We start from the raw sequence: 5,006 nt of genomic DNA on the forward strand, positions 1-5,006 counted from the left end.
TGGGTTGTCGTTGGAGGACGCGGCGCGGGTGGTGGCGCTGCGGTCGAAGCTGGTGCTGGAGCGACTGGCCGGACTGGGCGGGATGGTGTCGGTGGGCCTGCCCGCCGAGGAGGTCGCCGTGCAGATCGCGCCGCACGAGGGCCGGGTGTCCATCGCGGCGGTCAACAGCCCGCGGTCCGTGGTGGTGTCGGGCGAGGCCGCGCGGCTGGACAAGCTCGTCGAGCAGTGGCAGCAGGACGGGGTGCGGGCCCGCCGGGTGCCGGTGGACTACGCGTCGCACTCGGCGCAGGTCGGCATCATGGAGGACGAACTCCTCGACGTCCTGGCGCCGTTGGCGCCCCGCCCGGGCCGCGTTCCCTTCTACTCGACGGCGACCGGTGACTTCGTCGGGACCGAGGGCCTGGACGGGGCCTACTGGTACGCGAACCTGCGCGGCCAGGTCGGATTCGAGTCCGCCGTCCGGCAGTTGGTGACCGAGGGCGCGAGCTGCTTCGTGGAGATGTCACCGCACCCGGTGCTGGTCTCCGCGGTGACCGAGACCGCGGGCGAGGCCGAGGGCGGTGACCGGGTGCGCGTCGTCGGCTCGTTGCGCCGCGGCGAGGGCGGGCTCGGCCGGTTCGCGACATCGCTGGCCGAGGCCCACGTAGCCGGCGCGACCGTGGACTGGGCCGCCTTCTACGCCGGGACCGGCGCGCGGGCCGTGCCCCTGCCGACGTACGCCTTCCAGCGGTCGCGGTACTGGCTGCCGGCCGGCGCCGGGGGCGGCGGCGATCTGACCGGGGCCGGGCTGGCGCGGTTCGCGCACCCGGTGCTGTCGGCCGCGGTGCGGGTCGGTGACCGCGACGAGTGGGTCTTCACCGGGCGGGTCTCGCAGGAGGCCCAGCCGTGGACGGTGGACCACGCGGTGTTCGGCATGGTCATCGTGCCGGGGGCCGCCCTGGTGGAGCTGTCGCTCGCGGTGGGCGGCCAGGTGGACTGCCCGGTCGTCGAGGAACTGGTCCTCCAGGTCCCGCTGCTGCTGCCGGAGGGCGAGGCGCGCGACCTCCAGGTCACCGTCGGCGCTCCCGACGACGACGGGCGCCGCGACCTCGCGATCTACTCCGCGCCGGGCGGCAAGGACGGCGCGGAGAGCGCCGCGCCCACCTGCCACGCGCGCGGCAAGCTCGGCTCCGAGGTCGAGGCGCCCACGGTGCCCTTCCCCGCGGTGTGGCCGCCGTCGGGCGCCGCCGCGGTGCCGGTCGAGGGGCTGTACGAGCAACTGGCCGAGGCTGGCTACGAGTACGGGCCGCTCTTCCAGGGGCTGCGGGCCGCCTGGCGCGACGGCGAGCAGGTCTACGCCGACGTGGTCCTGCCCGACGACGACGCCGGCTCCTCCCAGGGCTTCGGGGTGCACCCGGCGCTGCTGGACGCGGCGCTGCACGGCAGCCTGCTGGAGGCGAAGGCCGGTTCGCAGGTCGGCCTGCCCTTCTCCTGGTCGGGGATCAGGACCGGGACGGCGTCGGGCCCGCGGGCCCGCGTGATGATCACCCCGGCGGGCGACTCCGCCTTCCGTATCGACATCACCGACGACCAGGGCGCCGTCATCGCGGCGGTCGACGCCGTCGCTTTCCGCCCCGTCGACCAGGCGCAGTTGGAGCGCAGCCAGGGCAACGGGCCGGACAGCCTGTTCACGGTGGAGTGGGTGCCGGTCCGGCCGGCGGACGGCGCGCCGCCGGCGGTGGCGCTGCTCGGCGGACTCGCCGGTGCGGGCGAGCCGTTCACCGACCTGGCCGCGTTGACCGCGGCGGTGGCCGCGGGCACCGCGGTGCCGGACGCGGTGGTCGCGGCGGTGCCGGCCGACCCCGACGGCTCGGCGCACGGCGTCGCGGCGCGGACCCTGGAACTGGTCCAAGCCTGGCTGAGCGCCGCGGAGTTGGCGCAGGCCCGGCTGGTGCTGGCCACGCGGGGCGCGCTCTCGACCGGTGGCGAGGCGCCCGACGTGGCGGCCGCTGCCGCCTGGGGCCTGGTCCGCAGCGCGCAGACCGAGCACCTGGACCGCTTCGTGCTGGTGGACCTGGACCCGGACGCCGATGCCCCCGCGCCGGACTGGTCGGCGCTCGCCGCGCTGGGTGAATCGCAGCTCGCGGTGCGCGACGGTCGGCCCCTGGCGCCGCGGCTGGCGCGGGCGGCCGGGCCCGCGGTGCCCGAGCAGGGACCGTGGCGGCTGTCGCCCGTGGCGAAGGGCTCGCTGGAGGGCCTGCGGCTGGTCCCCTCCGACGCCGACCGCCCGCTGGGCGCGGGCGAGGTGCGGATCTCGGTGCGCGCCGCGGGCCTGAACTTCCGCGACGTGCTCATCGCGCTCGGCGTCTACCCGGGCGAGGCACCGCTCGGCAGCGAGGCGGCGGGCGTCGTGCTGGAGACCGGCCCGGGCGTCACCGACCTGGCGCCCGGCGACCGCGTGACGGGCCTGGTCCTGGAGTCGTTCGGCACCACCGCCGTCGCGGACCGGCGGATGGTCGCGCCGATGCCCGCGGGCTGGACGTTCGAACAGGCCGCCGCCGTACCGGTGGTGTACCTCACCGCCTACTACGGCCTGGTCGACCTCGGCCGGCTCGGCGCCGGCGAACGGGTGCTGATCCACGCCGCGGCGGGCGGTGTCGGCATGGCCGCGGTCCAACTCGCCACGCACCTGGGCGCGGAGGTCTACGCGACCGCCAGCCCCGCCAAGTGGGCGGCCGTCCAGGCGATGGGCATCCCGGCCGAACGCATCGCGTCCTCCCGGGACCTGGCCTTCGCCGAGACCTTCGCCCGGGCCACCGGCGGCAAGGGCGTGGACGTCGTCCTGGACGCCCTGGCCGGCGACTTCGTCGACGCCTCGCTGGAACTGCTGCCGCGCGGCGGCCGGTTCCTGGAGATGGGCAAGGCGGACATCCGCGACCCGCAGGAGGTGGCGGCGGCCCACCCGGGCGTCGACTACCAGGCGTTCGACCTGTTCGACGTCAGCCCCGAACGGCTGGGCGAGATCCTCGCCGAGGTGCTGGACCTCTTCGCGCGGGGCGTGCTCACCCCCGCACCCGTCCGCACCTGGGACGTACGCCGCTACGCCGAGGCGTTCCGCTTCCTGCGCGAGGGCCGCAACACCGGCAAGGTCGTCTTCACCGTCCCGCAGCCGGCCGACCCCGAGCACGCGATCCTCGTCACCGGTGGCACCGGCGGTCTGGGCGCCCTGGTGGCACGCCACCTGGTGACCGTCCGCGGCGCCCGCCACCTGGTGCTGGTCTCCCGGCGCGGCCTGGAGGCGCCCGGCGCGGCCGAGTTGACCGCCGAACTGGAAGCGGCCGGCTGCCGCGTACGGGTCGCCGCCTGCGACGTGACGAACCGCGACCAACTCGCCTCGCTGCTCGGCGCGTTGGACACCCCGCTGGCCGGTGTCATCCACGCCGCCGGTGTACTGGACGACGGTGTGGTGGCGTCGCTGACCCCGGAGCAGATGGACCGGGTGATGCGGCCCAAGGTCGACGCGGCCCTGCTGCTGGACGAGTTGACGTCCGACGCGGACCTCCGGTTCTTCGTCCTGTTCTCCTCCGTCGCCGCCCTCATCGGCAACCCCGGGCAGGGCAACTACGCGGCCGCCAACGCCGTCCTGGACGCGCTCGCCGCACGGCGCCGGGCCGAAGGGCGCCCGGCGGTCTCGCTCGCCTGGGGCCTGTGGGAGACCCGCACCGGCATGACCGGCGAGCTCGGCGACGCCGACCTGACCCGCCTCAACCGGCTCGGCCTGCAACCGCTGCCCACCGACCTCGGCCTCGAACTGCTCGACGCCGCCCAGCAGGTGGACGCCGCGCTGGTCGCCCCGGTGCGACTCGACCTCGCCTCGATCCGCACCCAGGCCCGGCAGGGCATGGCACCGCCCCTGCTGGCCGGACTCGTCCGGGTCCAGGTGCGGCAGCCCCGGGCCGCGGCCGGCGGCGGGGGCGGGTCGCTCGCCTCCCGGCTGGCCGGCACGGGCCCGGAGGACTGGGAGCAGGTCACGCTGGACCTGGTGACCGCGCAGGTCGCGGCGGTGCTCGGACACGCCTCCGGGTCGGCGGTCGACCCGGGCCGGGCGTTCAAGGAACTCGGCTTCGACTCGCTGTCCGCCGTCGAACTGCGCAACCGGCTCACCCAGGCCACCGGCCTCAAACTGCCGACCACCCTCGTCTTCGACCACCCCACCGCGCTCGCCGTCACCCGCTACCTGATCCCCGTCGCCATGCCCGGCACCGCGCCGGCCACCGGCGGCCGCTCCTCGGAGGAGGACGAGATCAGGGACCTGCTGACCTCGATCCCGATCGGCCGGCTGCGGGCCTCCGGCCTGCTCGACGCCCTCCGCGACCTGGTGAACGACCCCGCGGAGAACGGCTCTCCGGCCGCGGACACCACCGAGTCGATCGACGACATGGACGCCGCGGCCCTGATCCGGATGACCGAGATGACCGAAGAGACGGCGGTCTGACCGCCTGTGCCGCCACCCGATCCCGGACGCCCCAGAGCCCCCGCATCCCTCCCTCCATTCCCTCCATACCCCCCGCACTGTCAGCACCTCCCGCACTCCCCGTATCCCCCTGATGCTCCCGATCACCGGATTCGCTGATCACCGCTAGGCGCCCGAACCTGGAGGAACAAGCATGGCTGGCGACCAGAACGAGCTCGTCGAGGCCCTGAGGCGGTCGGTCAAGGAGGCCGAACGGCTCCGGCAGCAGAACCGGCGGCTCATGGCGCAGTCCACCGAACCGCTGGCGATCGTGGGGATGAGCTGCCGCTACCCGGGCGGCGCGAACTCGCCCGAGGGCCTGTGGGATCTGGTCGCCTCCGGCCGGGACGCGATGTCGGGACTGCCAGAGGACCGCGGCTGGGACCTGGAGAAGCTCTACGACCCGGACCCCGAGAAGTCCGGCACCTTCTACGCGCAGCGCGGCGGCTTCGCCGAGGGCGTCGGCGACTTCGACGCCGGGTTCTTCGGGATCAGCCCCCGCGAGGCACTGGCC

2 protein-coding genes are annotated in these 5,006 nt (G+C 75.2%); both read left to right on the forward strand.

All coding sequences use genetic code 11. The features are described 5' to 3' along the window. Nucleotides 1–4,474: SDR family NAD(P)-dependent oxidoreductase (locus WA788_RS34945; RefSeq protein WP_335984405.1), on the forward strand; the 4,474-nt coding region annotated here is incomplete at its 5' end. A gap of 172 nt (nucleotides 4,475–4,646) precedes the next feature. Beyond that, the coding region (locus WA788_RS34950) for a beta-ketoacyl synthase N-terminal-like domain-containing protein (protein WP_335984406.1) at nucleotides 4,647–5,006 on the forward strand (360 nt) is incomplete at its 3' end.

The sequence above is a fragment of the Streptomyces sp. CA2R106 genome, assembly GCF_037034245.1.
Lineage (GTDB): Bacteria > Actinomycetota > Actinomycetes > Streptomycetales > Streptomycetaceae > Actinacidiphila.